Origin of the sequence: Kamptonema formosum PCC 10802 (assembly GCF_000332335.1) — a bacterium.
GTDB lineage: Bacteria > Cyanobacteriota > Cyanobacteriia > Cyanobacteriales > Oscillatoriaceae > Oscillatoria.
The window spans coordinates 6,522,636-6,548,576 of sequence record NZ_KB235948.1 but is presented as its reverse complement, the minus strand read 5'-3'; the positions used below and the strand labels follow the sequence as shown (position 1 = coordinate 6,548,576).

The following is a 25,941-nucleotide window of genomic DNA, read 5'->3' as shown; positions in this document are numbered from 1 at the left end:
TTTTATGGCTTCTAACACTCGAATTGCAAATCAGACTCAAACGGTTTTACGGGCGCAGAATGTGTCCGTCTCCTATGGTAACTTCCTAGCGCTGCGGGATGTCTCTTTAGATATCCCCAAAAATTGCATCACTGCTTTTATTGGGCCTTCGGGGTGCGGCAAAAGCACGCTGCTGCGCTGCTACAACCGGCTCAATGACCTGATCAAGAGTTTTCGAGTCCAAGGGAACATTTCCTATCACGGTCAAAACCTCTACGCCCCCCAAATCGATCCGGTGGAAGTGCGGCGTCGGATTGGCATGGTGTTCCAAAAGCCGAACCCTTTCCCGAAATCGATTTATGACAATATCGCTTTTGGCCCCCGGATTAATGGCTTTAAGGGGGATATGGATGAGCTGGTGGAGCGATCGCTGCGCCAAGCCGCCCTCTGGGATGAAGTTAAAGATAAACTGCGCCAAAGTGGCTTGGCCCTTTCTGGGGGCCAGCAGCAGCGGCTGTGCATTGCCCGGGCGCTGGCGGTCCAGCCTGACGTGATTCTCATGGATGAGCCGTGCTCTGCCCTTGACCCGATTTCGACGCTGCGGATTGAGGAGGTGCTGCACGAACTCAAGCAGCAATACACGATTGTGATCGTGACGCACAACATGCAGCAAGCGTCGCGGGTGTCGGACATGACGGCTTTTTTCAATGTTGAGCCGGCGGAGAAGGGCGGGCGCATCGGCTATCTCGTGGAGTACGACGAGACGCAGATTATTTTCCACAATCCTTCCAAGGAATCGACCCAAGAGTATGTCAGCGGGCGCTTTGGCTGATCTGCGCCCGCTCCCTGTGCCGGATGACTGATTTAACGGATAGGCTATCTGTAAGCGCGGCAGGGGTAAGGCGAGGCTTTGCCCCCAGTACATCCAGTTATATGAAGTCCGGTTAATTGCTCAAGAATTAACTCTCACCGCGACCCCACAGGCGACCGCGCGGGACAAGACGCGATAAACCCAAGTCTCGTGCGAGCAGCTTAAGAGGCGATCGGGCGGGATAAACCCAAGTCTTGTGCGACGATCCGTTTCCGGGATTTGGGTCAGAAGCTTTAGTTGAGTTTCAATCCCTGATAGGGTTTCATACCGGCGAAGAGGCCGAATTGTATATAGAACAGCGCAGTCGCTAAAAGTGCGTGTATTCGGCATTTTGTGAGAACCGCTGTCGGGCATTAGCCCAGGTGCGAACTTTTGGGCATGAGCCCAACTACAAACTGTAAGCCGGCGTGGGCCACCCCTGGAAACGCAACAGCCAGGGGGGGCGAGCACGCCGGTTTCTTGTCTTCAAGCACGTTAAGCGCCTTTTTTGAGCATGTGCTTGAAGAGGTTGTCTTTGACCATGTTTTGTCTGAGTACCTCCAGCAGGTACTCCTGTGCCTGCTCTCGGCTCAGAGTCTTGACCTGTTCCCGCAGCACTTGCAGCTTGAACTGTTGCTCCAAAGTCAGGCCCGTGGGGATGTCCATAAGATTGCTCCGTGAGTTAAATAGGGCGGACTGATACAAGAGACGCGCTCGTGCGCCGACTTGTACCCTCCTAAATGTAAATTATCGTAAATACCTATTGACAAACTGTCCGCTATGCACATTTCCATACTAATCTGTGCTACAAAAATTCATCAATCCGCCACAAGCCTTATGATCAGGAGGGAACAACTGCGAAGCCTCATACTACAGGGAGACAGTCAGTCCAATGGACGCAATGGAATTTTTTCAGCGGAGTGCCGGAGTGTGGCGCTCGCAGCGCGCGACTCACCATCTGGCCTTCCGAAGGGCTGAGATGGGCGACTCAGAGATTACGGTGGAAGCCTTGGGAGCGGATCATCCCAAAGTTGCGGAAATCTGCCAAATGCATGAGATAGATCCGGCGAAAGCTGCCGGTGGGGCATACGTGAAGTGGCAAGCGGCGATGGCTTGGGACAAAGAGGATGACAGTCACGAGGGCTCGACGGTGTTTGCCATCGTCCCCGATGGGGAGAATCCCAAGCAGGGTTTGATGCTGCGCGAAAGGGGCTACGCGGAAATCGTGCCGGTGGCCGGTCGCTATGAGATGGACTCGGAGGGGGCGCTGGTGCTGATCACGGACTATGAAACCATGAGTTCGGTTGAGCGCTTCTGGTTTGCCAGCCCCAACCTGCGCATGCGCACCAGCACGGTGAAACGCTTTGGCGGGTTCAGCACGGCGTCGTTCTGCACCGAAAGCCGGATTGAGTCTGGCCAAGATGCCTCGGGACATTCAGATTCGACTTCCCAGCCGGCTGAGCGTGGCGCGGGCACCAAAGAGTTCTACTCTGTGTTGGGCTGGTAAGCGGGAGTAGCCCACCGGCACCCCGTCGGGTGTCAGGTGGCAGGAATGGGGTGTGCGCAGTACAGTGTTGTGAAACCCGTAACGTCACACCTGTAACAAATCGTATTATCCCCATGCTCAATGCCCACTCCCGACCGAATGCCGAGTGCCCCATGCCCAATCCCCAATCTCCAATCCCCAATCCCCAATCCAAAATCCAATATCCAATATCCAAAATCCCCAGTGATCCGTTCCTGCGGGGGGCGGAGTACCTGAATGCTGTGCGCCGGCTGGCTTTGCACCCAGAGGCCATCGGTGTGGCGGATGACATCAACGAGCGCATCCGCATCTGCACTTGGATTGGCCACAACATCGACGCCGTGAATGCTGAGCTCGAAGCCTGTCTGGATGCCTGTCACAGCTGCTTCTACCCGCAAGACCGGCGAGTGATGCGCATTCTGGCTGCGCCTCTGGCTGGGCAGTTTGGCGTGGACGCCCTGTGCAATATCCTGGCCCAGCCGGTGGCCATTCTCATTGATGCCGGTCGCATCCACCCGCAGGACTGGCTGGGCGTGGTTGCCCACGAATACGCTCACGCCCATTTGGGCGCGCCCGGTCACGACCGGCACTTTTTGGCCGCGATCTCTCACCTCTGTCTGGGACTGGGGCTGGACCTGCCGGTGTGGGATCGGGCGTGGCAAGCCGGCGAGCGAGAAGCCTGGCTGCGCAACTGGCCCCACTGCCGGCCCACACCCGACCCCTTGGCCTTTTGGAAGGGGGGCGCTTGAACCCCTGTGTCAAGAAATATTACAGATTGTTGCATTTCTTCAGAAAAATGAGATTTGCGTGACCGCAATCCCCTAATCTGAGTGTTGGCTGGTGAAATATCAGCCAGTGGCAGTCAGTCACTGGCCAGGGGTCATTGGCCATTTGCCTGCTCCAGGACTTTTGACTGAGGACTGAGCGGCTAAGCTGTGGCGCGTTAAATTTGCGCTACCCACCGGTATATCCTAGTTATCAGGTTCCCCCTGAGAACAGGTCTGTGGGTTTCGGCTTTCTTTCTCCAAAAAGCAGATTGAAAGCCTAACAGCCTAAAAGCAAATGACCCAGGACTTTTGACTGAGGGCTGCCAGCAGCAGCCCTTGAGAGCGTGCCGCTTGCCAAAGTATGCTATCTTTGCTATTGGCAGCGGACACTAGCCTGAAAACTGAATTTAGATACCCGTTTCTTTAACTTTATAAAGTGATAAATGGGATCTAAATTGCTCTCACGCACAGTGTTCGTGGGATTTGACTGCGGGCATGGGTTGATACGCCTTGGTTGAGAGACTCTCTCAGCTTATGTAGCTGTTAGCGACTGTGAAAGGTTGTTAGCAACAAAGTATCGGCAAATCACAAACAAAAGTTGGAAATTGCGGAGATTGTCAAGTGGCGATTCCTTTGCTAGAGTACGCTCCAAAGAGCCAAAACCAGCGCGTAGCTGGATATGAAAAGCCGGGGGACGAACAGCCCCGGATTTACACAACCGAAAACCTGCCCTCACCGGCAGAAATGGGCGAGGTGATTTGGGCGGCGTACCGCCAAATTTTCAGCGAGCACCAGATTCTCAAGAGCACCCGCCAAACTTTCTTGGAATCTCAGCTGAGAAACGGTCAGATCACGGTGCGGGATTTCATTCGCGGTCTGGCGACTTCGGATGCGTTCCGCCGGCTGAACCACGAAACCAACAGCAACTACCGGTTTGTGGAAATCTGCGTGCAGCGGATCTTGGGGCGCGACGTTTACAGCGAGCGCGAAAAGATCGCTTGGTCAATTGTGCTGGCGACGAAAGGTCTGCAAGGATTTGTCAACGCCTTGCTGGACAGCGATGAGTACATCAGCAACTTTGGGGATAACACGGTTCCCTACCAGCTCCGGCGGATTTTGCCGCAGCGCAATAAAGGAGAAGTGCCTTTCAACCTGAAGACTCCTCGCTATGCGGAATACCACCGCAACCAGCTGGGCTTCCCGCAAGTCATCTGGCAAAACCAGGTGCGCCGCTTCATCCCGCAAGAAAAGCAGCCTAAGGCTGGCGATCCAGCACTGTATTTGGGTATGGCGCAGTCGCTCGCCCCAGTACCTACCAGTGTTGTCAAGCTTAACACCCAGAGCATGGATTACCTCAGCCTGGTTCCCAGCCGCAAGAAGTAATCAGCGCTTGGCGCTTCGATAGCTCATTCGGAGTGGGGGCTAGAAGCTAGATGCTAGAGGCTAGATTGATTTGCTAGTCTTTAGTCGCTAGTGTCTAGCCCCCCTTGTTTTTGCGGTTCCGCCAGAATATAGGTTTATTTAAGAAACTTGCGCCGCAGATTTTTTGCATGAAGAACTTGGGCTGAAGCCCAACTACGAACTTTTGGGCTGAAGCCCAACTACGAACTTTGGGCTAAAGCCCAACTACGAACTTTGGGCTGAAGCCCAACTACGAACTTTTTGGGCTGAAGCCCAATTGGGAAAAGCTACGAGGAAGCCCTGCGCCGCAGCACGTCTAAGAGGGTGATCAGGGATTGGGGGAGGGGGGCGACGGCTTCTATCAATTCGCCGGTGACGGGATGCTGCAGCTGCAGCCGCCATGCGTGCAGGGCTTGTCCCGGAAGGTTGACACCGGCAAAGCGCCCGCTGCTGTACACTGGATCGCCGACGATCGGATGCCCAATGTGGGCGCTGTGGGCGCGGATTTGATGGGTGCGCCCGGTTTCTAGCTGGAACTCGATCAGGGTGAAGTTGCCGAGGCGCTCTTTGATGCGCCAGTGCGTGACCGCTGGGCGTCCGCCTTTTTCCACCGGCACGATGGCCATTTTCTTGCGGTCAATCGGGTGGCGTCCAATCGGCTGGTCAATGGTGCCGATTTCCGTTTTGGGCGCTCCGTAAACCACGCCCAGGTATTCCCGGCGGGCGGTTTTGGCTTTGAGTTGGGCTTGCAGGTGCTGGTGGGCGCGGTCGGTTTTGGCGATCGCCAGTGCGCCGGTGGTGTCTTTGTCGAGCCGGTGGACAATTCCGGGACGCTGCACGCCCCCGATGCCGGTGAGGTTGGGACAGTGGGCCAGCAGGGCGTTGACAAGCGTGTCGCTTTGGTGTCCCGGTGCGGGGTGGACGACTAAACCGGCAGGTTTGTTGAGGATGAGCAGGTGCTCGTCTTCGTAGAGGATGTCGAGGGGGATGTCGGCGGGTTGGAGTTCCAGGGGTTCCGCCGGGGGGATGGTGAGCTGGATGCGATCGCCGGAAAGCACCGTGGCTTTTTTGGATGAGCAAATCTCCCCATTGACTTTTACGTTGCCTTGTGCTATAAGGTCTTGGATGCGCGAGCGGGAGAGGTCGCTGAGTTGGGCGGCGAGGTAGCGATCCAGGCGTTCGCCGGTGTGTTGGGCTTCTAGGTTGAGTTCGGTCATGTGGAGTTCACTGGCAATAATTTGTTATTGAAACCGCAGATGGACGCCGAAGTAGATGGACGCAATTATCTGCGTTAACCGCCAAGACGCCAAGGTCGCCAAGGTGGAGGGGGAAAGGGGTTATTTGGTGGTGTGCCGGCCCAAATATTTCCAAAGACCCCACCCTGAAAGCAAGCCTAAACCAAGGCTCAATAATAGGACAATGAACAAGTTCGAGACTGGTTCAGCCCAGGGAAGTTGTTTGCTGTCGATTTTGATAGGGTAAAATGGGGTAAAATCTTTGATTAAGGCTGAGAAAACGCTGGCTGCGGCTGAAGCAGTTCCCACACCGGCACCTACGGATTGGATGAGGTGTTCCAGCCGGCGATCTCGTTCGGCTTGTTTGAGCGCGTGCAGGCTGTTGACAGCGCTGATTACCTTTTCTAGGGCTTCGAGTCCGGGTTTGAGGCTGTCAATGTCTTGTTTGACTTGTTCTTGATACTCAGTTCTGGCAATTTGGCTGAATTTGTCCAGGAGGGATTTTAGGTCGGTGGTTTCGGTGGGGCAAATTTTATTGGCTTGTTTTTCCAGGTAGCCGGCGCACAGGTCAAAGTTGCGCAAGTTAATCTCTATGGTGCGCAGCTGAATTTCCAGATAGTTGAGGTTGATTGCGTAACCGGCAACCGTCTGGGACTTTTTCTCTAAGATTTCCTGTAATTCCTGCAACCCCAATTCGGGATTTTGGATTTGTCTGAAGGTTTCGCTAACTTTTATAAAGTCTTGTTTCAGCAGTTCTTTGATTTGCTTCGCTTGCTCGTAAGCCCAGAGGATTTTGTTCTGAAACCAAAACAGCTCTATCCAAGGTCGGTGCAACTCTGCGTAAGTATTGAGAATGGTATGTCTGTCATCTGCCTGGGGATAGAGGATGATAAAAATACCACCGGCTGCCAGGTTTTGGGAGTCTCCGGGTTCGGGAAGGAAGAAAAACACATCCGCGCCCAAGAATTTCGCCGGCTTGGCCTGTTTTGTGTCCCAATCCCAAGTTAAGTCCTGCCACTCTAACTTGACCGGCTCGCCATCCAGAAATTGTGTTAAAATGTCTTTAGCCAGAGTTGCGGAATCTTCCCCTTTGGGCAAGTAGCCGTAGAGAATGCAGGTTTTTCCTAAGTTCCCTTGTTTCGTCTTTGCCAGGGACTTAAGCGCTTTAAAGCTGCTCACCGGCTGCTCTTTTAGCGGATCGTTATCCTCTATTGAAACGGCAAACAAAAGGCCATAAGTATCGCTCAGCCGTACCGGCGTGTAATAGCCACCGGCACGATATTTATCCTCGGTTACAATTTCGGGAAAGTCCACGTCTTCCAAAGGAGCCGGCTTTTCCTGCGCGAGAGTTTCTTCAACCTCTTTGAGCTTTTCTGGGGAAACGCCGGCTGGATTAGCAAAATTAGCCAGGAATGCCTGTTTGTCTGCCTTGATTTTATCAGCATCCGCCCCCAACCCTTCTGCGAGCTGGTAAACAAACAGATCCAAGCTGGGATAAATAACTTGACGCATTGCGCTAAGGTGTTATAATGATGGTGGGGTCGAGAAGGTGGTCAGACATGTCAATTTTATGGCTGTTCTTTTGCGCCGACTTACTGGGATTGTCTGAACTGAGAATTTCGGCGGCGACATTCCCCAGGTAGGAAGGGTTCGGATCTAGTTGAACCTTATTTGTCCGTTTCCCCGGTCTTTCGCCTTCTGACTCGCACTGGAGTAACATCCGGCTGTATTCGTCTTGAAACAGTTGATTGAGTGAGTTGTCTTTATTGGCGATATCTTCAATATCCGCCGCTAGCTTAGTCTCACCTTTAGCTAGGGCGATAGCCAGCTGTTTCAGATCCGGCTGTAAGGCTTGCGGGAAGGGGTCTAGTTGCGCCAGCGCCTTCAAAAAAGCTTGGAGGATCAGGGCGTTTGCGGGGTCAATGGTTAGCAACTCAGTCGAGGACATAGTTTTGTTTACAGGTTCCCTGTGCCGGTGAAAGCCGCCCAGTAGTAAGGGTGTTCGTAGGGGCGCTTATTTGGCTCTATTATAGCTAATTCTTTTTGTCGCGTGGCTTGTTTTTCCAAGAAAAACTGGATGGCTCGGTCGCCTTGGGGAAACTCGGAGGCCAACTCGTTATACCACTTTCCCAGTATATCATAAGTGGCGGTGCGCAGCCACTCTTGCGCCTGTTGCAGGGCGATTGCCGGCACGGCGTTATTTTTCCGCAAATTGCGGTAAAATTGGATGAGCAGCAGGGCGGTGGCTTGCGAGTCTACTTGCCAGAGGGTGCTGGCAACGTGGGTGGCTCCAACTGCTAGGAAGCCACTGACTAAGCCCACATATTCATCGACAAGGGTTTGCGGGCTGGTGATGCCGGTTTCGCAGGCGGAAAGGCAGACTAGCTTGCAGTTGGGCAGGTTTTCCAGCGCGAAGATATCTCGCAAGGTCAAGAGTTTCCCCCCTTTAAATATTAACGCAGATTCCAGGGGGCTGTCAAGGTTGTGATCGCCGTGTCCGGTGAAGTGAAAAGCACCGGCATCGCTTTGCAGCCTTTCCATGACTTGTGCCGGTGTGGCGTTTTCACCGAGGCGCAGGTGGTTGGGGTAGAGGAGGGAAATAACCGAGGATTCAATGTGGACAAACTGTAACGGCGGGTTGCCCACTTGCTCTACATTGAGGAGAGGGAATTCCCCGGCATTTCCAAAGTTGGCAAGCTGGATGCCAACTTGGGCGCTGGGAAGGCGGGTGAGGGTGAAACCTTTGCCCCGGAACAGGTATTCCAGGGGAAGCAGGTGCAAGTCGCGGTGGGGAATCAAAATCAGCTGGGTGATGCCGGTGAGATGAGTCAAGAGTCTCTCAATCTCCAGGATTCTAGCCAGTTCGTTTAACCGCTCCTCCATTTTAACCCGCCAGGGATGGGTTTCTTTCTGTGAGCTTTTCGGTGAGATTTTCCGGTATCCCTGATAATCCCGCTTCCAGTCAGCCACCCACCTTTCAAAGTCTTCTAGCTGGCGGATTGCCGGCAGATGAGCTTTGTGTTCGTGCACAACCGGCTGGGAGATAAAGCCAAAAGACTTCTTCTCGGTGACGGGTTTGAGGGTGCGGGTGATGGGATATTTTTTATCGTAGCGCAGGATAAACGTGGTGAGGGCGGAGGGGCTGACGTGCCAGTAAATGATGGCTGTTTGGGGATTGAGCAGCTGTCGCATCTCCTGGTAATTGGGGCTGGGGAATTGGAAATTCCAGCCGTAGCGCATCCAGGCGAGACAGGTATTTTTGCGCTTTTCTGCCAATTCCAGCGCTTCAATTTGCTTGTTCCTGTCTCCCGACTCGGCGCGGATATCCACCAGCAATTGCTCGAAGGTGGCAAACTTCCGCGACAGGGAGATTCTCTGGGTGTCAGATTCGCAGGTTGGCCACAACTTCTCTAGCAGTTGCGCCCCCTTTTCCCACAACTTCTCGACTGTCTTGGCGTCGCCCAAGTCGGAACAGACTGTAATCAAGTCTTGCAAGATTTCCAGGTGCGGTTCGGGGAACTTCTCGAACGTCAGGAAGGTGAGGGCGTCTTCATAGCTTTCTCTCGCCTGTTGCCAGTGCGGGAAGGGGTTGATCTGTTCCAGTGTGCGGCGGGTATCCTTGTCGCCGCCAATGATGGGCGCTCTGAATGCCGGCCCCCCTAGTGCCGGTCCCGCTATTCTATTTATAGGATTGAGCAGTCGCTTTCCGTAATCATACTGCGCACTGCCTTTTTCGCAATACAACTCGCCCACACCCAGGTGATATTCGGAATATTCCGGCTGGAGGGCTTTGATGCCGGCAGTCCAAGTTTGGATGGCGGCTTCGTATCCTCGTGAGTTGAGGAGTGCTATCCCGCGATTTTTCCAAGCTAGCCAAAATTGATTGCCGGTTAGTCGGAGGGCTTCATCAAAGCTAGCGATTGCCTCCTCATAGCGCTTCAAGCAATCACATAAAACAGCGCCCCGGTTATTCCAGGCATAGTGGGAGTCGGGTTTGATTTCAATCGCCCTGTCAGAAGAGGCAATCGCCTCTGAATAGCGCCCTAAGTTACGCAGCGCAACGCCCCGGCTGCCCCAGGCTTCGTGCTTGTCGGGTTTGATTTCAATCGCCCTGTCGTATGAGGCAATCGCCTCCTCATAGCGCCCTAAGTTATACAGCGCAATCCCCCGATTATTCCAGGCATCGTGGGAGTCGGGTTTGATTTCAATCGCCCTGTCAGAAGAGGCAATCGCCTCTGAATAGCGCCCTAAGTTACGCAGCGCAACGCCCCGGCTGCCCCAGGCTTCGTGCTTGTCGGGTTTGATTTCAATCGCCCTGTCGAATGAGGCAATCGCCTCCTCATAGCGCCCTAAGTTACCCAGCGCAATCCCCCGGTTGTTCCAGGCTTCGTGCTTGTCGGGTTTGAATTCAATCGCCCTGTCGTATGAGGCTATCGCCTCCTCATAGCGCCCTAAGTTATACAGCGCATTCCCCCGGTTGTACCAGGCTTCGTGGTAGTCGGGTTTGATTTCAATCGCCCTGTCGTATGAGGCAATCGCCTCCTCATAGCGCCCTAAGTTACCCAGCGCAAACCCCCGGTTGTACCAGGCTTCGTGGTAGTCGGGTTTGATTTCAATCGCCCTGTCGTATGAGGCAATCGCCTCCTCATAGCGCCCTAAGTTATACAGCGCAATCCCCCGATTGTTCCAGGCTTCGTGGGAGTCGGGTTTGATTTCAATCGCCCTGTCGAATGAGGCAATCGCCTCCTCATAGCGCCCTAAGTTACCCAGCGCAATCCCCCGATTGTACCAGGCTTCGTGGGTGTCGGGTTTGATTTCAATCGCCCTGTCGTATGAGTCAATCGCCTCCTCATAGCGCCCTAATTCATCCAGCGCAATCCCTCTCCCACGCCAATCCTCAAAATCACCGGCTGGAATTGCAATCGCTCGCTCAAAATCTGCCGTCGCTAACACATTCTCGTTCAGTGCTTGGTAAGCCAAGCCTCGCCGCGCCAAGGCTAAGAGGTACTCCTCCTTTACTCTCAAAGCATCAGTCAAATGCTCAACCGCATCCCCATATCGCTCCAGCCGGTAGCAAGCCAAACCCAACCCGTACAGTGCCGGTGCGTTTGCCGGCACCCGCGCCGCCGCCTGCTGGAATATCTCCAGCGCCGCTTGGTATTGCCCCCGATCCAATTTGTCGTGCCCTTGCTCTAGCAAGGCTCCCACGCTGCCGTCGTCTGTCATCTGCCAAAAGGCTGAATTTGATTTTCCCAATATATCACAGCCGGCTGGGGAATGGGGAGGGGGCAGGGGAGTGCCGGTGGCTGTAGGGCGGGATGAACCGTTTCAGGCGAGCCGGTGCCGGTTTGTGGAGCCGGCTCGCTATATAACCCAAGTTGCTACATAAGAAAACTGGCTCCTCCGCCAAGGAGCAGGTTGGGCTAAAGCCCAACTACAAACCTTTTTAAGTCGCTTCGGAATTGCGCACACCGGCACATAATAAAACTGGCTCCTCCGCCCAGGAGCCGGTTGGGCTAAAGCCCAACTACAAACCTTTTCAGTTTTAATTACCAGTCAGTCTGACGGCTTCACTATATGAGGAAATCGCCTCTAAATAGCGCCCTAATTTCTCCAGCGCATAGCCCCGGTTGTTCCAGAGCATTTGGTCGTTCGGTTGGATTTCAATCGCCCTGTCGAATGAAGCAATCGCCTCTTCATAGCGCCCTAAGTTTCCCAGCGCAACGCCCCGGTTATTCCAGATATCGTAGTTGTCGGGTGGGATTTCAATCGCCCTATCAAATGAGGCAATCGCCTCTTCATAGCGCCCTAAATTACTCAGCGCACTGCCCCGGTTGTTCCACGCTTCCTGAAAGTCAGGGTTGAATTCAATCCCCCTGTCGTAGGAGGCAATTGCCTCTTCATAGCGCCCTAAGTTCCCCAGCGCAACGCCCCGATTTAACCAAGCTTCCGGCTTGTCGGGTTTGAATTCAATCGCCCTGTCGTAGGAGGCAATCATCTCTTCATAGCGCCCCAAGTTCTCCAGCGCATTGCCCCGGTTGAACCAAACTTCGTGATAGTCGGGTTGGATTTCAATCGCCCTGTCGTAGGAAGCAATCTCCTCTTCATAGCGCCCTAACTCCCGCAGCGCAACGCCCCGGTTGAACCAAGCTTCGCAGTCGTCGGATTGAAATTCAATCACCGTGTTATAGGAAGCAATCGCCTCTTGATAGCGCCCTAAAGTATACAGCGCATTCCCCCGATTGTACCAGGCTCCATGCAAGTCTGGCTGGATTTCAATCGCCCTGTCGTAGCAGGCAATCCCCTCTTCATAGCGCCCTAAATTCCCCAGCGCAGCGCCCCGACTGAACCAAAGTTCGCAGCTGTCGGGTTGGATTTCAATCGCCTTATCGTAGGAGGCAATCTCCTCTTCATAGCGCCCTAATCTCCCCAGCGCAACGCCCCGGTTGAACCAAGCTTCGGCGCTGTCGGGGTTGATTTCAATCGCCGTGTCGAATGAGGCAATCGCCTCTGAAAAGCGCCCTAAGACACCCAGCCCATAGCCCCGGTTGAACCAGGCATCCGGGCTGTCGGGTTCGATTTCAATCGCCCTATCGTAGGAGGCAATCGACTCTTCATAGCGCCGTAAATTATCCAGCGCAATGCCCCGGCTGTACCAGGATTCGCCGTTTTCGGGTTCGATTTCAATCGCCCTGTCGAATGAGGCAAGCGCCTCTGAAAAGCGCCCTAAATTCCCCAGCGCATAGCCCCGGTTATTCCAGGATTCGCCGTTTTCGGGTTGGATTTCAATCGCCCTGTCGAATGAGGCAATCGCCTCTGAAAAGCGCCCTAAGTTATGGAGCGCATTGCCCCGGTTGTACCAGGCTTCCTGCAAGTCGGGTTTGATTTCAATCGCCCTGTCGAATGAGGCAAGCGCCTCTGAATAGCGCTCTAAGATCCCCAGCGCATAGCCCCTGATATTCCAGGCATCGTGGCTGTCGGGTTTGATTTCAATCGCCCTGTCATAAGAGGCAATTGCCTCCTGATAGCACTCCAATCCCTCCAGCGCCATCCCTCTGCCACGCCAATCCTCAAAATCCCCGGCAGGAATTGCAATCGCTCGCTCAAAATCTGCGATTGCCGGCTCATCTTCGCCCAAACGTTGGTAAGCCCAGCCTCGCCACGCCAAGGCAAGAGGGCACACCGGCTTTATTTCCAAAGCTTCAGTCAAATGCTCAACCGCATCCTCATATTCCTGCAGCCCATAGCAAGCCAAACCCAACCCATACAGTGCCGGTGCGTTTGCCGGCACCCGCGCCGCCGCCTGCTGGAATATCTCCAGCGCCGCTTGGTATTGCCCTCTATCCAATTTGTCGTGCCCTTGCTGCAGCAAGGCTTCCAGGCTATCGTCGTATTTCATCTGCCTAAAGGCTGATTTAGTTTTTCCCAATATATCACAGCCGGCAAGGGAATGGGGAGGGGGCAGGGGAGTGCCGGTGGCTGCGTCTCGGCGGCGCACCCCACGCCTTCAAGACGTAGGCACAGGCGTCTCGCCGGCGCACCTGGCGTCAGGAATTTGATTTTCGCTGTTCATGGCAAGTTCCAATTCCTTTTGAGCCAGGTTCCTGGCGATTGGAAAGAAGCTGTTGGCCAATCAATGCGGGGGTGTAGGCTCTAACTTGAAAATGTTTGCCGTTGGGCTAAAGCCCAATCCGCGTTCCCAGCCACAGGCTGGAAGGGGATCTTAAACACATTTTAACATAAAATTGCGCGACTTGTGAGCTCTCGCTGCATAATTCCGCATTCCCATCCCGATAAGTAGGCGTCAGACAAAACACAAGCAGCCACAAGCATTATCAAATACATTTCTTACACAGCCATTAAGGACGCCGGTGACGTTTACAAACACAGGTCAGAATACGACACCGGCAGTTGGGCTGGCACCCTGTCCTACAGCTTTTTTGGCACAGCCTCTATCTGTAGGGTGGGTTAGCGAAGCGCGTAACCCACCACACAATTAAGGTCACTGCATAAGTCCTGTACTGAGAAACCCTTATTCTTTAAGAAACCGGGTTTCTGGGCCAGAAACACTATACCCTTTTTTGCCAGCAACTAGATGAATTTTTCCTCCCTCCTGCATAATTCCGCGTTTCCATCCCGATAAGTAGGCGTCAGACAAAAACACGAGGAGTTTTGAAATGTCTGCTTCTGAAATCGTCATGCACCAGATTTTCAGCCAAATCGTTGAGCAGTACCACCCCTTTGCCGACTACCTGGGCTATCAAGACGGAGAAGACGGGTTCCTCATCCACTACGAAGGGCCAAATGGCCGGCAGACGATGCTGGTGGATACGGAAGGGAATATCATCGCTGACTCGACGCTGGGAACTGCGAGAACTATGGGGCTGTTTGCTGCCGGTGTGGCTGTTCTCTCCATGCTGTTCGGGGATCAGTCCAGTCGTTAATTGCCCGCCCCCACCTCTGTCACAGTCCACTCCCCTGGGCTGTCCCCACCGGCACAGGCACGGAACCCCTCCCGCCTCACATCCCACAACCCACCGCTGACAAAAATGATAAAAAAATTTACATTCTTGTCAGCGGATTTGTTTTATGCTGGTGTTGTGACTAAATCAACTTGTCAGGGCAGAACCGGGAAGGGCGATGAGTAAATGGGTTATTCTCAAACTAGGGGAAGGCAGCTTCGACCAAGGGTTTACTGTCACCCTCCAAATTGGGGAAGAGGGGGATCGCCCCTCAACTGAACTCACCGGCAAGTTGCCAGCAGCCCCCAAAATTCCCGAAATCTACAAGCAGTGGCAGTCAGCCTATCGCAATTTGGGGCTGCCCCTCCGCCTGAACAAGCCCAAGAAACAAACAACTCAAGTTTCCTTAACTCAACCCTGTACCGAGGCGGCCAAACTCTTGAGAGACAGTCTCAATGAATGGCTCAACTCTGAGGCGTTTCGCCCCGTCAAGGAAGGGATTCTCAAAAAATTACAGCCGGCGGAAGTCATTCGCCTGATTGTCCAAACGGAAGACATTCAGCGCCAGCGGCTTCCCTGGCATCTCTGGGAGATATTAGTAGAAGATTATACCAAAGCTGAAGTGGCTTTGAGCGCCCCCGAATATGACCGCGTGGCGGCAAAAGCCCCTCCGAAAAAGGGAGTGAGAATCCTGGCTATTCTGGGGAATAGTGAGGGGATTGACACTCAGCAGGACAGGGCGCTGCTGGAACAGCTACCGGGGGCGGAAGTCACGTTTTTGCCTGAACCGCAGCGCCGGGAGCTAACCGATGCTTTGTGGGAGCGGGGGTGGGACATTCTCTGCTTTTCCGGACACAGCAAAACGGAAGGGGAAACGGGGCGGATTTCTATCAATAAGACGGACAGTTTAACGGTAGCTGAGTTAAAGCACGCCCTCAGAACTGCAGTAGAGCGGGGGTTGCGCTTGGCAATTTTCAACTCTTGCGACGGGTTGGGATTGGCGAATGACTTGGCGGATTTGCATGTGCCGCAATTGATAGTGATGCGAGAGCCGGTTCCGGATGCGGTGGCGCAGGAGTTTTTGAAATATTATCTCAAAGCTTTTGCGCGGGGCGAGTCTTTCTATTTGGCGGTGCGGGAAGCGCGGGAGCGGTTGCAGGGGATAGAAGATAAGTTTCCCTGCGCGACTTGGCTGCCGGTTATCTGTCAAAATCCGGCGGAAGCGCCTCCGACTTGGCAAGAGTTGGGGGGGATTTGCGCTGTGCTCGATTCGCAAGCCATTCCCGCCTGTCCTTACCGGGGTTTGTTTGCTTTTCGGGAAGAGGATGCGCCGTTTTTCTTCGGGCGGGAAACGTTTACAGAGCAGTTGGTTTCTGCTGCCGGCAGAAAGCCGCTGGTGGCGGTAATTGGGGCTTCGGGGAGCGGCAAATCTTCGGTGGTTTTTGCGGGGCTGATTCCGCGTTTGCGTGCGCAAGGGAATTGGCTGATCCTGTCGCTGCGCCCGGGGGTGCGCCCCTTCCGCTCTCTGGCGGCGGCGCTGATGCCGGTGCTGGAACCTAATTTAAGTGAGACAGATCGGCTGGTTGAAGTTAACAAACTCGCCGCTGCTTTGGGGGAAGGTTCTTTGGCGCTGTCGGATGTGGTGGAGCGCATCCGGAATAAAAATTCTGGATTTTCTCAGATGCTGCTGGTTGTGGATCAATTTGAGGAACTCTACACCCTCTGTCGCGACGCTTCGGAACGCCAGCAGTGGCTTTTCAGCGCGATTTCCGCAGTGCGAAGTGCGCCGCAGGTGACTGTGGTGCTGACTCTGCGGGCGGATTTTTTGGGTCACGCTCTGTCTGACCGGCTTTTTGCGGATGCCTTGCAGAATGCTGACGTGAAATTGGGTCCGATGAACCGGGAGGAATTGCAAAGGGCAATCGCCGAGCCGGCGCAAAAGGTGGGGATGCTAATTGAGGAGGGATTGACGGAGCGGATTTTGGATGCAGTGGAGGGGGAGCCGGGAAATTTGCCGCTGCTGGAGTTTGCTTTAAGTTTGCTGTGGGAGAAACCCCGAAATGGCCGGCTGACGCACGCAGCTTACAAGGAAATTGGCGGAGTGGAATCGGCGCTAGCTTTACACGCTCAGCAGGTTTATGATAAGCTCAATTCCAGTGAGCAGCGGGTGGCTAAGCGGATTTTTTTGGAACTGACTCAGTTGGGGGTGGGAACAGAAGACACTCGCAGGCAGGTACTGAAGCTGGATTTGCTGCAAATGGATTCGGAGGATCTGGTGGAGCCGGTGATTCAGCAACTGGCGGCGGCTAAGTTAGTCGTGACGAGCGAAGTGATGGAAGGTTTTACTAGAACGGCGGTGGTGGATGTTGTCCACGAAGCGCTGATTCGCCACTGGCCACTTTTGCGCCGGTGGGTGGAAGAAAACCGAGAGGGGCTGATTCGCAAACGGGCGATTGAGGCGGCGGCAAAAGAGTGGCAAAATCAGGGGGAACCTGAGGATGTGGCTTATTTGTTGCAAGGGCCAAAGTTAGCGGAGGCGGAGAATTTTTTGCGGGATTTGGCGGAGAGTGTGCCGCTGTCGAGTGTGGCGAGAGGGTATATTATTGTCAGTCAGGCGGCGAGGGATCGCTTCTTGAAAGAAGAGGAGGAGCGCCGGCGGCGAGAGTTGGAGCAGGAGAGGAAAGCGAGAAAGGCGGTTGAACAGGGGTGGCAAACGATTGAAGAACTTTTTGGGATGGCAGACTCCAATTTATCTTTTGCATTTCGCAGCCTAAAAATAAAACCGGAAAACCCAGAAATTGTGAGGGATTTAATTGACCTGATTTATACCAGTTCTGATGAATACCGGCAGAGAATTGCCGCTCAAAGGTTGGGACAAATTGGGAGTGGCAGTGCTGGGGCGAGCGCTGCTCTTGTTCATCTAATCCGCACAACAGAGGATGAGGAAACTCGCTGGGCTGCGGCTGAGAGTTTGCGCACAATAGATCCGGGCAATCCGGCATTGGGTGTCCAAAGAGTAACAGACTTGGGGATGCAGATAGACGGTCACACCGTGGCGCTGATAGTAGCACTTTTGCCCAAGGGTGAAGGGGGTGAAGGGAAAGTGGCCATTCTCGTGCGGGTGTATCCTTTACGGGGCAAGACCTATTTGCCGCCCGGATTGCAGCTGATTGTGCTGGATGAAGATGGCGAGACTTTTTTAGACACTGAAGCGCGGCATGCTGATAACTACGTCCAGCTCAAGTTTGGGGGAGATCGGGGAGAGCGGTTTAGTGTCAGGGTGGCTGTGGGAGATGTGGCAATTACGGAAGATTTTGTTATCTGAAACCCACCCACGGCGCGTTAGGTCCAGCGATTTGCAAGGTCAGCTCGGTCAAAGCGAAAGCGCTGCGGAAGCTTTCCAGGGACAAATCGAAACCCTCAGCACCTGCCTCCAAGGCGTAGTAAAGGGAATGAGTGAAATCTCCAACGGCAATGAAGCCGGCGCTCTTTTCGCTTTCTCCTCTGTTTCCGAAAGTTGCCGGCAAGCTGATAAAATCATTGAACAGCGCAACTCTAATTATACCGGACAGGGGCAGGCTCTCAACACGCGCACAACTTTCTGAAAGCCCCAGAACCCCCCGCAGAAACCGGGTTTCTGCGACAAAGTTTGCCTCCGGCACGAAACATTAATTCAGAAACCCGGTTTCTCAGCCCCCGCAGAAACCGGGTTTCTGCGACAAATTTTGCCTCCGGCACGAAACATTAATTCAGAAACCCGGTTTCTCAGCCCCCCAGAAGCCCCCCAAAAAGCCCCCCAGAAACCGGGTTTCTGCGACAAAGTTTGCCTCCCACCCGAAACCTTGATTCAGAAACCCGGTTTCTCAGCCCCCCAGAAGCCCCCCAGAAGCCCCCCAGAAGCCCCCCAGAAGACCCCAGAAACCGGGTTTCTGCGACAAATTTTGCCTCCGGCACGAAACATTGATTCAGAAACCCGGTTTCTCAAACCACTATTGCCCGGACTCAAAGTATTGTTAACTTGCACCGTAGTCGGAACAGCAATTTTCGCCACTTCCTTGGCGCTTTTTGCCACCGCCGGCTCGCTGATAACAATTGCCGCTACCGCTGCCGTTCCTGCCAGCAAACCGGACAGATAATTAAACCGAGAAACACCCCAACTCATTGCCATCCTCCATTCAAGTTCAAAACGGTAAATGAAATTGACAAACTCTCAATAGCCCGCGCAGGCGGGCTTTGTCTGTATAGCCGCGATTTCAATCGCCAGGAACCTAGCAAACTAGCCAGAGGTCTAACCCCCTCACGCATTCGCCAACAGTCTCTTTCCAATCGCCCAGAAACTAACTCCCACCTTATGCCCTTTGCAACTGCAAATAAAGCGTAATCGGAATTCCCCAACTAGAATTCACCATTTTCTCCAACAGAGCCGGTGGCGGTTCCGTACCGTCCTCAAAAGTATACACCCCAAAATCTGGATCGCGATTCTTCACCCGCCCGTTAATCCCAATCAACAAACCCTTGCTATTGAAAATCGGGCCGCCGCTCATCCCCACTTCAATATCATTTGTATATCCCAACCGATAGCCCTGGGGGAGAGATTTTGCCGGCAGCACGGAAATCGCTCCCTGCGTAAACCGAAATGCCCGAATCCCTTGGTCAAAAGTAGTTTTCAATGTACCTTTTTCATACATCGGGAAACCCGCCGCAAACACCGGCTCCCCCACCCTTGCCAACTCCGTGGCGGTACGCGCCACCTCGTACACAGCCCCACTGCTAAACTGAACCACCGCCATATCCATCTTTCCCAACTGCCTCGGTGGGCGCACCGGCACATACTGCCGGCCATCCGGAGCGATAACTGTATGCTTATCACTAAACGCCACAACGTGCCAGCTCGTAAGCACAGTATACATTTGTCCCTGCCGGCCCACAATCACCCCCGAACCGGAGGCGTGGGGTGTTTGGATGCGTACCGTCGTTTGCTGAGCTAATAATTGAACATTGACATTTGGCGAAGAATATGGTAATTCAACCTCCGCAAACACCGGCAATATTGCCACCGCAGCGGGAAACATGTGCGCCAAAACGCACAAACCTGTGAGCGCCAGTAGTTTGCCAGAAATCACTTTAAAGATCCCGCATTCCGCCGCTGCTGTTTGGTTGCTGGGGTGCCGGCACAGGATTAGAAGGCACTGGGGGAGCCGGTGCGGCGCTCGGCCCATCTTCCCCCAAACGTCCGCTAACATCAATATAGGGGATTTTCCCACTTTCATAAAGCGATGGCGCACCGGCTTGTCCCTCACGCCACGTCAAAAGATTATCCAGCGTTTTCACCGCATCTTGACCCGGTTTGAGCGTAAAAATCAGCCCCTCACACCTTTGATTGACCGCGCTAGCCGTGCAAACCACATTCTCGCCATTAATCGTCCCAACCGTGATATACTTTAGCTGTTTGTTGCGCCGGTAAGTTTCCAGGCGTCCGCTCACTTCCTGACAGCGCCGCACCGGATCGTAGCCAGAAGCCGAGAAAACATCCGAAACCCATTTAATCCAAGGCTCTCTGATCCCTTGACTGTTTTGGTACATCGTAGTGGGCACACCGGATGACATATCGCAGTAAAAGCCTTTTTGACCGGGTGCCGGCTGTGCCGTACTTAGCTGGCTGAATGTAGCAGTGGCCGCCACAGCGACTGCTGTGGCCGCAAACGCTTGCGTGAGCAATCCCCGTTTCACACTCATGGCGTCTCCTGGAAACAGACGTGCTTTAAGATTACACAATTTTATATTAGAAAAACACTCCAGTGCCGGGTTTCGTTAAAAATCTTAATTTTTTGCGCGTGCGGAGCAGCTGGGGACAGGCGAGACGCCTGTCCTACGCCTTATACCGTAGGGCAGGTGTTCCCTCCCACCCCCAAGGTCTGATGTCCGCTCCCAATTTGGCCAGTGCTAGAAACCTGCCCCCACTCACCCCACCGGCACCGGCACCGGTGGCTCCCCGGTAGAGCATATCCGTCCAATTGCTACAATAAATATCCTGCGCAACCTCCATCTTCCTCCTCTTCCTTGGCGTCCTTGGCGTCTTGGCGGTTCTTTCTAAAAAAAACCAATTATACGGAATATACCCCAGTATCGGGCGCAACCGGCACCGGGTTCCCTGCGCTGTTGCTAACCGCAGAACAGGATAGAGACAATAAGGTAAAGGATCTCCCAAATGCCTTTGGCCAACCCTAAGCTGGGAAATACCCCCCTACCCCAACGGAACTGCGTCTATGCCTCAGTCGCGCCTTCTGACGCTAATCGCCGGCATCACCCTAGTCCTAGGGCTGATGATCTGGCTGATTTCTTCCCTCTCCTGGCTCTACAGCCAACTTTCGTGGTCTGCCTCTCCCTTTGTGGCCAACCTGCTGCTGTTCCTGCTGGTTGTGCTGCTGGGACTTTTAATTTGGGCGGTTGTTTACTATATGACGCTGCTGCAGCGCTCCGAGACGGCCAAAAAGCAAAGGCGCAAGCTCAAGCCCAAGGTTCCCGTAGAAAAGACTGAGGCGGCTGAGGAAACCCTGAAAGCGGTGCGCCAGCAGGTGGAGCAGATTCAGGATGAAGTGGCGCGACAGGCTTTGCTCAGCCGGACTCGGGAAATCCAGGCGAGTTTGGCCAGGGGAGACTTGCAGGTGGTGGTGTTTGGCACCGGCTCCGCCGGCAAGACTTCTCTGGTGAACGCGCTCATGGGGCGGATGGTGGGGCGGGTTTCGGCACCGATGGGCACCACCGAGGTGGGCGAAACCTACAGTCTGCAGCTAAGGGGATTGGAGCGCGAGATTTTGATTACCGACACCCCCGGCATTCTGGAAGCCGGTGTGGCGGGAACCGAGCGGGAAGAACTGGCGCGAGGGCTGGCAACGGAAGCCGATTTGCTGCTGTTTGTCGTGGAAAACGACTTGCGCCAGTCGGAATTCCTTCCGCTGCGGGCGCTGGCAGAGATTGGCAAGCGCTCAATAGTCGTTTTGAACAAAACTGACCTCTATCTAGAGGAAGATAAAGAAGCGATTCTGGCGAGATTGCGGGAGCGGGTGCGGGGGTTTGTGTCGGGGATGGATGTGGTGGCAATCGCCGCAAACCCCCAGCCGGTGCGGCTGGAAAATGGCCAAATCTTGGAGTCCGAACCGGACATTATGCCGCTGATCCGGCGCATGGCGGCGATTCTGCGAGCGGAGGGGGAGGATTTGGTGGCGGACAATATCCTCCTGCAATCCCAGCGGGTAGGGGAGGAGGCGCGGCGGTTGCTTGACGCCCAGCGCCGTCGGCAAGCTGAGAAAATTGTGGATCGGTTTCAGTGGATTGGTGCGGGGGCGATTGCGGCTGTGCCATTGCCGGTTGTGGATTTACTGGCTGCGGCGGCGGTTAACGCCCAAATGGTGGTGGAAATCGGCAGGATCTACGGCTGCGAGCTGAATGTGGAGCGGGGGCGGGAGCTGGCGCTGTCTCTGGCGAAAACTCTGGCGAGTCTGGGGATTGTTAAGGGGGCGATTGATTTGCTGAGCGCGGCGCTGCAGCTGAATGTGAGCACGTTTGCAATTGGCAAGGCGATTCAAGGGGTGACGGCTGCTTATCTGACTCGGATTGCGGGGAAGAGTTTTATTGAGTATTTCCGTCAGGATCAGGATTGGGGGGATGGCGGGATTACGGAAGTGGTGCAGCGGCAGTTTCAGCTAACACGAAAGGATGAATTTGTCAAGGCTTTTGTTAAGGATGCGATTGCGCGGGTGGTGGAGCCTTTGAAGGTGAGTTCTGAGGAAATTGAGCCGGTGGTGGAGGAAGAGGAGGAAGAGGAGGAGGATTTGCCGCCTCAGGATGATTGGGAAGATCGCCCGCCTCGCCGGGATGATTGGTAGGGAAGCATCTCAAGCACGGCAGAATGAATTCTGCCGCTATACAAACGAAGTCCGCCTGCGCGGACTTTTTAAACTCTCTCCCGAACCATTGATTGAGAAACCCGGTTTCTTATCCCCAAGCCCCGAGAAACCGGGTTTCTGCGACAAATTTTGCCTCTCTCCCGAACCCTTGATTCAGAAACCCGGTTTCTTAAACCCCCCAGAAACCGGGGACACGATCTAAGATGTTTTATAGCAGTAGTCATATTGGTTAAGACATCAATGGCGTAGGTATAAAAGGCGTAGGACAGGCGTCTCGCCTGTCCTACTGTCCTAATCTAAGTGCATACTCCTATATCACCACTGATAGGCGCACGCCGCATTTCGGAGATCGGCATACTTTAAGTCGGCACCCTCCAGTTTGGCGTCGCAGAGGTTGGCTCCCCTTAAATTCGCATGTCTGAGGTTAGCTCCCCTTAAGTCAGTTTGGCTCAAGTCGGCGTTGCTCAAGTTGGCGCGAAATAGGGTAGCATCCTGTAAATTAGCATTTTTTAAATCAGCGCCGCTCAAATCTGCTCCGTATAAAAATGCTTCCTTTAGGTTGGCTTCCCTCAAGTTGGCTTCCCTGAGTTTGACTTCATCTAATTCCGCTTGTTTGAGGTTGGCATTCTCTAAGTCAGCACCACTCAGGTTGGCATACCTGATAGAGGCTCTCTTGAGGTTGGCGCGATGTAAGTCTGCGAACCTCAAGTCGGCTTCTCTCAAATACTCACCCTCTAAGTTGGCGCGACTTAAATCGCATCTCGGACATGCTTTTGTGTCTAGCAACCGGTTGAGATCGTCACTGTTTTGAGCTAGCACCGGCACCGCTAACCACACCGGCACTAACAAATTTACAATCGCTATCGGGGAGGGTTTGAGAATTCTGTGCATCTTTGACATTGGGCTGCTGTCTCAAAAGCCTGTACTATCTCCCTGCGAACGTCTCGCAGATGCACACTTATTACATGGTAAAATCGCTATAATCAGGACAGTGTTTGCGGAAATCTCCAGCACCAAGCAGCGAGCGTTAGAAATCCTGGAGTGTCTCAAACCTTTGTATTCCGATGCGCCTTGTCCCCTCAATTATGAAAACCCGCTGCAGCTGCTGATTGGCGTGATTATGGCGGCGCAGTGCACTGACGCGCTGGTGAATAAAGTCACGCCGGACCTGTTTCGCCGGCTCCCGGATGCGGCGGCTATCGCTGCAGCTGTTATAGCAGAAATAGAAGCGATTGTCAAGCCGGTGGCGTTTTACTGCAACAAAGCGAAGAACATTAAAGCAATTTGTCGGCTGCGGGTGGAGCGATTTGCAGGTCTTGTGCCGCAAAGCATTCAGGAGTTGGTCACATTGCAGGGTGCCGCGCGAAAGACGGCTGCGATGGCGCTGCATTAGGCTTTCGGGATGGATGCCGGTGTGCCGGGGGACACTCATGTGAAGCGGTTGAGCGAGCGCCTGGGGTTTAGCAAACAGCCCGATTTGGAGCGTGTTGAGAGAGACTTGATGCAAATCCTGCCCCAGTCCGAGTGGGGAAATTGGTTTGTTTGCCTGACCTATCACGGGCGGACGGTGTGTGAGGCCAAAAAGCCAGCCTGCGACCGGTGTGCGGTCGCCAATTTATGTCCTCGCAATCCCTTAAAAAATTAATCATTAAAACTGAAGAAATCTTGCTTCAATTTTTAATGTTTAATTTTCACTGTTCAATTTCCCCGACGCCCATTAACTGCTTGAGCGTGTCCAGACCTTTCTTGACGCGGCGGGAAACGGTAACCACACTAATCCCCAGGCGATCTGCGGTTTCCTTTTGGGTCAAGTCATAGAGAAACACGAACTCAAGAATCTGGCGAGTTTTCTCCTCCAGCGTTGCCAGGGCTTGCTGCAAGCGAATTACGTCTTCCTGCGCCAGCTGGAAACTGCGGTAGTGGGTGTCTGGCATCAGTTCTCCCAGGGAGGTGGTGCCTTCTTCCTCATCCTGCACCGGCGCGTCCAGGCTGAGAGGGGCGCGATTGCGCGTGGCCAGCTTGACTTCCTGCCATTCGGTAACAGCAACTCCCAGGGCATCTGCCACTTCGGCATCGGTGGGCTGGCGCATCAGCTTGGCTTGCAGCGCCGGCATCAACCCTGCAGCCTGACTTTGCAGTTCCAGCCACTGGCGGGGAATGCGGACGGAAGGACTTTTGTCTCGCAGGTAGTGCTGAATTTCCCCACGGATGTAGGGGATGGCAAACGAACTGAAAGCGTGTCCCTTGGACATGTCAAACCGCTCAATTGCCCGAATCAAACCGATGCAGCCGACCTGAAGCAAGTCCTCATAGCTTTCCCCGCACTGGTTGAGCCAGTGGTGGACTTCTTTTCTGACCAGTCCAAAATTGAGTTCAACCAACTTGTTGCGCACTTCCTGTGAACGAGAGTTCTGGTACTGGCGCAATAGTTCCAAGCTCTCACTTTTCAGTTCGTTGGTGACTGTAGTAGCCATGATGAGATTCTTGTGGGTAGAGCACTTCAAAAAGGATGCACCTAACTCAGTCTGACTGAGTGCTGATGGAACCGCTGTGACCGGAAGCACGTTATGATGCTGATACGCAGCACATTCCCAGCAGCACCCCGATTCTGTAGCTAGGCGAGGAACGAATCAATCTGGCTGCTGTGGCCGGTTCTCTATGGGATATTCTATCTGCAATCCAGCCTTTTTGAGACTGCAATCAGAGTGGCCCATCCTTTATTAGATTAAATCTCGTAAACCCGCCACAACCGTATTTGTACTGAATTTTTTTAGGATCTCGCTGCTGCCTTGTGGGGTCTGTCACCAGGGCTGCCAGACGGAAATCGGCCTGGGAGCTAGCTTGGCCTGCGGAGGGCGAGCCGGCTGAAAGCGGCTGCCGCCCTTCCCAGTCATTTCACCGGCGCTCAGAGGCTGCTGGGGGCGCGCAAGCACCCTCAGCATTGAGAGAGCAGCGGTTACGACGGGGATTGGACCCGACCGTAAAACACGCCACGAATCTTGACTTCTAGAGGTTCTTGGGCTCCCAGGTCCGTATCGGAGGGCTGTTCGCTTTCAAAGATGCCGGCAATCTCACCCGTGGAGCTGTCCACCTTGGAGATTTGCAGGGAAATTTTGCCCTTGCTGACCTCAGCACGCTTGACGTTAGCGCGAATGAGCTCCTCACGGTCCGCACCGGCTGGGGTGGCCACGGCGTTATCATAGCCGGTGGCTTCCCCGCGACCTTTGGGATCGAGGAAAGAAGAGCCCCGATAGGAGGGGACTTTGAACTGCCCTTCAAAGTCAGTGGAAGTGTTAATCTCGGTCAGCCCGGGCTGGCTTGTGGCCACTAAATTTTTGATGGTGAACAGGAAAGGCACTCCCTCGCCCCCTGGCAGCTGCACCGTAATCGCTTGAAAGTCTATCCCATCCTTTTCCTCAAAGGTGAGAGTCCCATCGGAGCCAAATTTCAGTGCCCCTTGGATTTGGGTCAGGGTGGAGGTGTACCGAGTCAGCAGCTTGCCCGGAACAAATTCTGCCTCTTGCCGCTTGTTGGCCGGTTCTTCCTTAACAAAAAAGCTAGTGGGCTGCAGGCACAGATCGGACAAGACGTAGGACTTGCCCGATTCGAGGGCAATAGCACCGCGAGAAGTTTCTTGCAGTGTGGGACAGTTATTGGCGAGCCCGGTGCCTTTGATCTGATCGTAGGTCAGGGGGCCATTAGTCTCAGGCCCTTGACTGCAAGCTGTGAGCACACCCAAGCACAGGGCTAGGAAAGCAACGATAATAGCGCGATATCTCATGGTCAATCTCAATCTCGGAACGCGAAATTCTCCA

General features: G+C 54.0%; 24 protein-coding genes. 10 read left to right on the top strand and 14 right to left on the bottom strand.

The features are described 5' to 3' along the window. The first annotated feature begins 4 nt into the window (after positions 1-4). A complete protein-coding gene (gene pstB / locus OSC10802_RS0128845) occupies positions 5-811 on the top strand; it encodes a phosphate ABC transporter ATP-binding protein PstB (RefSeq protein ID WP_026098907.1) in 807 nt (268 codons plus the stop codon). Positions 812-1,324: 513 nt separating this feature from the next. On the opposite strand, the gene OSC10802_RS0128840 is transcribed toward pstB, so the two are convergent. Further along, positions 1,325-1,495 carry an NblA/ycf18 family protein gene (locus OSC10802_RS0128840; RefSeq protein ID WP_017720253.1) on the bottom strand — a complete coding sequence of 57 codons (171 nt, stop codon included), beginning with the start codon at positions 1,493-1,495 and terminating at the stop codon, positions 1,325-1,327. A gap of 226 nt (positions 1,496-1,721) precedes the next feature. On the opposite strand from OSC10802_RS0128840, the gene OSC10802_RS0128835 reads away from it, so the two are divergent. The 3 genes from OSC10802_RS0128835 to OSC10802_RS0128820 all read left to right on the top strand — a co-directional run bounded on the left by OSC10802_RS0128835 (position 1,722) and on the right by OSC10802_RS0128820 (position 4,504). Next, positions 1,722-2,336 carry a phycobiliprotein lyase gene (locus OSC10802_RS0128835; protein WP_017720252.1) on the top strand — a complete coding sequence of 205 codons (615 nt, stop codon included), beginning with the start codon at positions 1,722-1,724 and terminating at the stop codon, positions 2,334-2,336. A gap of 113 nt (positions 2,337-2,449) precedes the next feature. Next, entirely contained in the window at positions 2,450-3,103 is a 654-nt protein-coding gene (locus OSC10802_RS0128830) for a hypothetical protein (protein WP_017720251.1), read from the top strand. Between the two features lie 639 nt (positions 3,104-3,742). Further along, positions 3,743-4,504, top strand: a complete 762-nt coding sequence (locus OSC10802_RS0128820; RefSeq protein WP_017720249.1) for a phycobilisome rod-core linker polypeptide — start codon at positions 3,743-3,745, stop codon at positions 4,502-4,504. A 305-nt stretch (positions 4,505-4,809) separates the two neighbouring features. On the opposite strand, the gene OSC10802_RS0128815 is transcribed toward OSC10802_RS0128820, so the two are convergent. The 6 genes from OSC10802_RS0128815 to OSC10802_RS42295 all read right to left on the bottom strand — a co-directional run bounded on the left by OSC10802_RS0128815 (position 4,810) and on the right by OSC10802_RS42295 (position 13,156). After that, positions 4,810-5,739 carry an RluA family pseudouridine synthase gene (locus tag OSC10802_RS0128815; protein ID WP_017720248.1) on the bottom strand — a complete coding sequence of 310 codons (930 nt, stop codon included), beginning with the start codon at positions 5,737-5,739 and terminating at the stop codon, positions 4,810-4,812. Between the two features lie 120 nt (positions 5,740-5,859). Beyond that, complete coding sequence (locus OSC10802_RS0128810) at positions 5,860-7,269, bottom strand: hypothetical protein (protein ID WP_017720247.1); 1,410 nt, start codon at positions 7,267-7,269, stop codon at positions 5,860-5,862. A gap of 4 nt (positions 7,270-7,273) precedes the next feature. After that, positions 7,274-7,705 carry a hypothetical protein gene (locus OSC10802_RS0128805; protein WP_017720246.1) on the bottom strand — a complete coding sequence of 144 codons (432 nt, stop codon included), beginning with the start codon at positions 7,703-7,705 and terminating at the stop codon, positions 7,274-7,276. Between the two features lie 8 nt (positions 7,706-7,713). Next, positions 7,714-10,983: a CHAT domain-containing protein gene (locus OSC10802_RS0128800; protein ID WP_017720245.1), complete on the bottom strand. Its 3,270-nt coding sequence runs from the start codon at positions 10,981-10,983 to the stop codon at positions 7,714-7,716. Positions 10,984-11,017: 34 nt separating this feature from the next. Further along, the gene (locus OSC10802_RS55000) at positions 11,018-11,191 is read right to left on the bottom strand and encodes a hypothetical protein (protein WP_155968536.1); all 174 of its coding nucleotides are present in this window, start codon (positions 11,189-11,191) and stop codon (positions 11,018-11,020) included. Between the two features lie 111 nt (positions 11,192-11,302). Then, positions 11,303-13,156, bottom strand: coding sequence for a tetratricopeptide repeat protein (locus OSC10802_RS42295; protein WP_017720244.1), 1,854 nt, complete (start codon positions 13,154-13,156; stop codon positions 11,303-11,305). Positions 13,157-13,934: 778 nt separating this feature from the next. Here OSC10802_RS42295 and OSC10802_RS0128785 point away from each other — a divergent pair. From OSC10802_RS0128785 to OSC10802_RS51425, 3 genes are all read left to right on the top strand, one after another. Beyond that, positions 13,935-14,201, top strand: a complete 267-nt coding sequence (locus tag OSC10802_RS0128785; protein ID WP_155968534.1) for a hypothetical protein — start codon at positions 13,935-13,937, stop codon at positions 14,199-14,201. Between the two features lie 196 nt (positions 14,202-14,397). Further along, positions 14,398-17,544 carry a DUF1822 family protein gene (locus tag OSC10802_RS54995; protein WP_017720241.1) on the top strand — a complete coding sequence of 1,049 codons (3,147 nt, stop codon included), beginning with the start codon at positions 14,398-14,400 and terminating at the stop codon, positions 17,542-17,544. A 31-nt stretch (positions 17,545-17,575) separates the two neighbouring features. Then, the gene (locus OSC10802_RS51425) at positions 17,576-17,824 is read left to right on the top strand and encodes a hypothetical protein (RefSeq protein WP_155968532.1); all 249 of its coding nucleotides are present in this window, start codon (positions 17,576-17,578) and stop codon (positions 17,822-17,824) included. A gap of 242 nt (positions 17,825-18,066) precedes the next feature. Here the strand turns inward: OSC10802_RS51425 and OSC10802_RS51420 are convergent, their stop codons facing one another. From OSC10802_RS51420 to OSC10802_RS51415, 4 genes are all read right to left on the bottom strand, one after another. Further along, a complete protein-coding gene (locus OSC10802_RS51420) occupies positions 18,067-18,381 on the bottom strand; it encodes a hypothetical protein (protein ID WP_155968530.1) in 315 nt (104 codons plus the stop codon). A gap of 187 nt (positions 18,382-18,568) precedes the next feature. Further along, a complete protein-coding gene (locus OSC10802_RS0128765) occupies positions 18,569-19,342 on the bottom strand; it encodes a S1 family peptidase (RefSeq protein WP_232731774.1) in 774 nt (257 codons plus the stop codon). A 1-nt stretch (position 19,343) separates the two neighbouring features. Then, on the bottom strand, positions 19,344-19,955 hold the full coding sequence (locus OSC10802_RS0128760) for a COP23 domain-containing protein (protein ID WP_017720237.1): 612 nt from the start codon (positions 19,953-19,955) through the stop codon (positions 19,344-19,346). Between the two features lie 133 nt (positions 19,956-20,088). Further along, on the bottom strand, positions 20,089-20,265 hold the full coding sequence (locus OSC10802_RS51415; RefSeq protein WP_017720236.1) for a hypothetical protein: 177 nt from the start codon (positions 20,263-20,265) through the stop codon (positions 20,089-20,091). Positions 20,266-20,485: 220 nt separating this feature from the next. On the opposite strand from OSC10802_RS51415, the gene OSC10802_RS0128750 reads away from it, so the two are divergent. Then, positions 20,486-22,105 carry a YcjF family protein gene (locus OSC10802_RS0128750; RefSeq protein ID WP_017720235.1) on the top strand — a complete coding sequence of 540 codons (1,620 nt, stop codon included), beginning with the start codon at positions 20,486-20,488 and terminating at the stop codon, positions 22,103-22,105. 336 nt (positions 22,106-22,441) lie between these two features. On the opposite strand, the gene OSC10802_RS42285 is transcribed toward OSC10802_RS0128750, so the two are convergent. Next, positions 22,442-23,026 (bottom strand): pentapeptide repeat-containing protein, encoded by a 585-nt coding sequence (locus OSC10802_RS42285; RefSeq protein ID WP_017720233.1) that lies wholly within the window; start codon positions 23,024-23,026, stop codon positions 22,442-22,444. A gap of 91 nt (positions 23,027-23,117) precedes the next feature. On the opposite strand from OSC10802_RS42285, the gene OSC10802_RS56790 reads away from it, so the two are divergent. Both OSC10802_RS56790 and OSC10802_RS56785 read left to right on the top strand, forming a co-directional pair. Then, on the top strand, positions 23,118-23,519 hold the full coding sequence (locus OSC10802_RS56790) for an HhH-GDP family DNA glycosylase (protein WP_017720232.1): 402 nt from the start codon (positions 23,118-23,120) through the stop codon (positions 23,517-23,519). 9 nt (positions 23,520-23,528) lie between these two features. After that, positions 23,529-23,771: an endonuclease III domain-containing protein gene (locus OSC10802_RS56785; protein ID WP_017720231.1), complete on the top strand. Its 243-nt coding sequence runs from the start codon at positions 23,529-23,531 to the stop codon at positions 23,769-23,771. 46 nt (positions 23,772-23,817) lie between these two features. Here OSC10802_RS56785 and OSC10802_RS0128730 read toward each other — a convergent pair whose 3' ends face one another. Both OSC10802_RS0128730 and OSC10802_RS0128720 read right to left on the bottom strand, forming a co-directional pair. Continuing rightward, positions 23,818-24,600, bottom strand: coding sequence for an RNA polymerase sigma factor SigF (locus OSC10802_RS0128730; protein ID WP_017720230.1), 783 nt, complete (start codon positions 24,598-24,600; stop codon positions 23,818-23,820). 482 nt (positions 24,601-25,082) lie between these two features. Then, complete coding sequence (locus OSC10802_RS0128720) at positions 25,083-25,907, bottom strand: photosystem II manganese-stabilizing polypeptide (RefSeq protein ID WP_017720228.1); 825 nt, start codon at positions 25,905-25,907, stop codon at positions 25,083-25,085. Between the last annotated feature and the right edge of the window lie 34 nt (positions 25,908-25,941).

Bases quoted from the DNA above. Each gene is read 5' to 3' on its own strand.
- OSC10802_RS51415 (WP_017720236.1), bottom strand. From the start codon at position 20,265: ATGGAGGTTGCGCAGGATATTTATTGTAGCAATTGGACGGATATGCTC.
- OSC10802_RS0128720 (WP_017720228.1), bottom strand. From the start codon at position 25,907: ATGAGATATCGCGCTATTATCGTTGCTTTCCTAGCCCTGTGCTTGGGT.
- OSC10802_RS0128810 (WP_017720247.1), bottom strand. From the start codon at position 7,269: ATGCGTCAAGTTATTTATCCCAGCTTGGATCTGTTTGTTTACCAGCTC.
- OSC10802_RS0128805 (WP_017720246.1), bottom strand. From the start codon at position 7,705: ATGTCCTCGACTGAGTTGCTAACCATTGACCCCGCAAACGCCCTGATC.
- OSC10802_RS51420 (WP_155968530.1), bottom strand. From the start codon at position 18,381: ATGAGTTGGGGTGTTTCTCGGTTTAATTATCTGTCCGGTTTGCTGGCA.
- OSC10802_RS0128815 (WP_017720248.1), bottom strand. From the start codon at position 5,739: ATGACCGAACTCAACCTAGAAGCCCAACACACCGGCGAACGCCTGGAT.
- OSC10802_RS0128835 (WP_017720252.1), top strand. From the start codon at position 1,722: ATGGACGCAATGGAATTTTTTCAGCGGAGTGCCGGAGTGTGGCGCTCG.
- OSC10802_RS0128785 (WP_155968534.1), top strand. From the start codon at position 13,935: ATGTCTGCTTCTGAAATCGTCATGCACCAGATTTTCAGCCAAATCGTT.
- OSC10802_RS42285 (WP_017720233.1), bottom strand. From the start codon at position 23,026: ATGTCAAAGATGCACAGAATTCTCAAACCCTCCCCGATAGCGATTGTA.
- OSC10802_RS0128760 (WP_017720237.1), bottom strand. From the start codon at position 19,955: ATGAGTGTGAAACGGGGATTGCTCACGCAAGCGTTTGCGGCCACAGCA.
- OSC10802_RS0128730 (WP_017720230.1), bottom strand. From the start codon at position 24,600: ATGGCTACTACAGTCACCAACGAACTGAAAAGTGAGAGCTTGGAACTA.
- pstB (WP_026098907.1), top strand. From the start codon at position 5: ATGGCTTCTAACACTCGAATTGCAAATCAGACTCAAACGGTTTTACGG.
- OSC10802_RS42295 (WP_017720244.1), bottom strand. From the start codon at position 13,156: ATGAAATACGACGATAGCCTGGAAGCCTTGCTGCAGCAAGGGCACGAC.
- OSC10802_RS0128800 (WP_017720245.1), bottom strand. From the start codon at position 10,983: ATGACAGACGACGGCAGCGTGGGAGCCTTGCTAGAGCAAGGGCACGAC.
- OSC10802_RS0128750 (WP_017720235.1), top strand. From the start codon at position 20,486: ATGCCTCAGTCGCGCCTTCTGACGCTAATCGCCGGCATCACCCTAGTC.
- OSC10802_RS0128830 (WP_017720251.1), top strand. From the start codon at position 2,450: ATGCTCAATGCCCACTCCCGACCGAATGCCGAGTGCCCCATGCCCAAT.
- OSC10802_RS56785 (WP_017720231.1), top strand. From the start codon at position 23,529: ATGGATGCCGGTGTGCCGGGGGACACTCATGTGAAGCGGTTGAGCGAG.
- OSC10802_RS0128840 (WP_017720253.1), bottom strand. From the start codon at position 1,495: ATGGACATCCCCACGGGCCTGACTTTGGAGCAACAGTTCAAGCTGCAA.
- OSC10802_RS54995 (WP_017720241.1), top strand. From the start codon at position 14,398: ATGAGTAAATGGGTTATTCTCAAACTAGGGGAAGGCAGCTTCGACCAA.